Source organism: Archangium sp., from assembly GCF_036388035.1.
In the GTDB taxonomy this organism is placed as follows: Bacteria; Myxococcota; Myxococcia; order Myxococcales; family Myxococcaceae; genus Archangium.
On the sequence record NZ_DASVSO010001006.1, the window covers coordinates 1 to 2,890 of the forward strand.

The 2,890-nt window shown below is 70.7% G+C and carries 2 protein-coding genes; both read right to left on the minus strand.

Annotation, left to right across the window (positions count from 1 at the left end; all coding sequences use genetic code 11):
• Positions 1–111 precede the first annotated feature (111 nt).
• Positions 112–1,530: a GTPase HflX gene (hflX, locus tag VF697_RS41520; RefSeq protein WP_331104043.1), complete on the minus strand. Its 1,419-nt coding sequence runs from the start codon at positions 1,528–1,530 to the stop codon at positions 112–114.
• 55 nt (positions 1,531–1,585) lie between these two features.
• Positions 1,586–2,890: hypothetical protein (locus VF697_RS41525; protein ID WP_331104044.1), on the minus strand; the 1,305-nt coding region annotated here is incomplete at its 5' end.

The window sequence follows — 2,890 nt, forward strand, 5'->3', positions numbered from 1 at the left end:
CCGGACAACCTCTTCCGTGACCTCTACACGAAGATGTGCCGGGCGGCACTCGGGCTACAGGAGCAGACGCCCGGCTCCGGGGCCTCGATTCACTAGAGGCCCTGGCGCCCCTCACGTCTCGAAGGCTCGGGTCAACCGGGCCATCGCCGCCGGGAGCGCCCGGACCTTCAGCCGCCGGCCGCTCTCGTCGAAGGCCTCGGAGAGGACCCGGGCATGCTCGTAGACCTCGCCGATGCGCGCCTGGCGAGCATAGGGAATCACCAGGTCCGCCTCGACCATGGAGCCCTCGAAGAACTCAATCACCGTCTGGCGCAGCGCCGCGACGTCCTGCGGCGAGTGCGCCGAGAGGACGAGCGCCTCCGGATGCCGCTGGAGCAGGGCCTCCCGGGCCTCGGCGGAGAGCCGGTCCGCCTTGTTGAACAACAGCCGGCTCGGGACGCTCTGCGCTCCAATCTCCCGGAGCACGGAGCGGGTGACCTCGAGCTGGGCCTCCCAGGTGGGGTCCGAGGCATCCACCACGTAGAGCAGCAGGGAGGCCTCCAGCGCCTCATCCAGCGTCGAGCGGAAGGAGGCCACCAGGTCGTGCGGCAGCTTCTGGATGAAGCCCACGGTGTCCGAGACGAGCACCCGCGGCCGGGTCTCCGGTTGCAGCGCCCTCACCGTGGTATCGAGGGTGGCGAAGAGCTGATCGGCCACCAGCACCTCGCTGCCCGTCAGGGCGCGCATCAGCGAGGACTTGCCCGCGTTGGTGTAGCCGACCAGTGCCACCCGCAGCTGGTCCCTCCGGGCGTAGCGCCGTTGATCCTGGTCCTGCTGGATGGCCGCGAGCCCCTCGCGCAGCTCAGCGAGCCGGTCGCGAATCTTGCGGCGATCCAGCTCCACCGCCGAGTCACCCGAGCCCCGGCCCTGTTGGCGCTCGCGGCTTCCCGTCGACTCGCGCATGCGCGGGGCGAGGTAGTTGAGCCGTGCGATCTCCACCTGCATCTTCGCCTCGCGGCTGCGCGCGTGGCGGTGGAAGATGTCCACGATGACGCCGGTGCGGTCGAGCACCTGGGCACCCGTGGCCCGCTCGAGGTTGCTCAGCTGGCTGGGCGACAGCTCATGGTCGACCACCACCACCGTGGGCCGTGCCTCGACTCGCGCCTCGTCGGCCTCGGCCTCGGCCTCCGCATCGGTCTCGGCCTCCGGTTCCTCCCCGGGGCCCTCCGCTTCGGCCGCCACCTCGTCCGTCTCCTCCGCTTCGGCCTCCCAGCGCTCGCGCGCCTTCGACTTTCGCTCCTGCGCCCCTGAAGTCACGATGCCGCGGCCTCCGGTGAGGCTGGCCAGCTCCTTGAGCTTTCCGGTGCCGAGGACCGTCCCCGCCGCGACGCCCTCGCGGCGCTGGCTCACGGTCGCGACGACCTCGTAGCCCAGGGTGTGCACCAGTCGCCCGAGCTCAGCGAGGTCAGCGGCGTGTTCGGTGTCCGAGACGCCGGGGAGCTGCACACCCACCAGTACGGCAAGAGGGCGCGGGGAAGAGGATTTCGACATGACACGCTCGTATCACGTCCTCCCCCGCTCCCGCTGGAGCCTCCTCCCTCTCCACTCAGGCACTCTTGCGGCGGCGGATCATCGCCTCGTACGAGCGACCCACACTCTGCGAGAGGATGAGCAGCTCGCCCACGTCGGGCGGGGTGAGCTGGCCGGGCCCGTTGTCCACGTACAGCATGTGCACCAGCTTGCCGCGCACCAGCAGCGGAAGGATGACGGCCGTCGTCGGGTAGTCCCCGCTCAGCAGTTTGTAGAAGAGGCCCGAGGCCGCGTCCCGGCGCACCGGCCCCACGTAGTGCGAGCGCGTGTCCCGCACCAGCTTGAAGGTGCTCGGCGCCTGCAGGCCGATGCCGATGCGCTTCACCGCGGCCTCGCGCACCCCCCGCCCCATGCCTCGCCAGCCCGTCACCAGGTTGCCCTGGACGCTCAGCAGCAGGCACCGCTTCCACTTGCCCAGCGCGAAGCGCAGCACCGTCGTCGCCACCTCCTCGCGATCCGAGCTGCGCGACAGCTCCGCCTGGGCCTCGGCGAAGGTGAGCGGCGTGGGCGGCGGCACCGCCGGAGGCCGGGGGGCCGCGACCGGCACCCGAGGCGCCACGGGGGCCACCGGCAGCGACTCGTCGGGGACCGGGGGCGGAACCTCGAGGGGCGTCCCCAGCAACACCGGCGCCTCGGGCACGTGCAGCGGCGGAGCGGACACCTGGGGCGTCGCCACCGGCGGCACCTCGGGCACGTACCCTTGAACGATGGGGGCGGGCACCTCCTCCTCCACCGCCTCCACGAGTTCCAGCACCTGCTCCGCTTCCGCCTCCGAGCCTCCTCCGGTGAGCGCCTGGGCGTAGAGCGATTGGAACTCCTCCTCGCTCATCAGGTCCTCGACCTTCTCCGCCGCCTTCTGCACCTCCTGCTGCTTGCGCGTGGGCCGCACGGCGTTCATGTCGATGGCCCGCATCGCACGGAACGCCTTGGCGTAGCGCCGCTGGAGCTGGTTCATCCGGAACTCGGGGATGATGACCGGCACCACGCGCTTGCCCGTCCTGAAGGCCAGCGCGTCCAGCGTCTCGATGTCCTGGGGGTTGATGACCGCCACGCTCATCCGCGTGGCGTCCACCCGCATCGGCAGGAAGTCCTTCTCGTCCGCCTGGTTGAGATCCACCATCTCCAGGGCACGCGGATCCGGCTGCATCTCGCCCGAGGCGGACGCCACGTTGTGCTGCTTGCCCAACAGCCGCGCCAGGTCCTGCTCGGACACCAGCCCCAGCTCGACGAGGTTCGTCCCGAGCCGCCCGCCGTGGACGACCTGCGACTCGAGCGCCTCCTCCAGCGCCTCGGGGGTGATGAGCTGTTCTTGAAGGAGTAA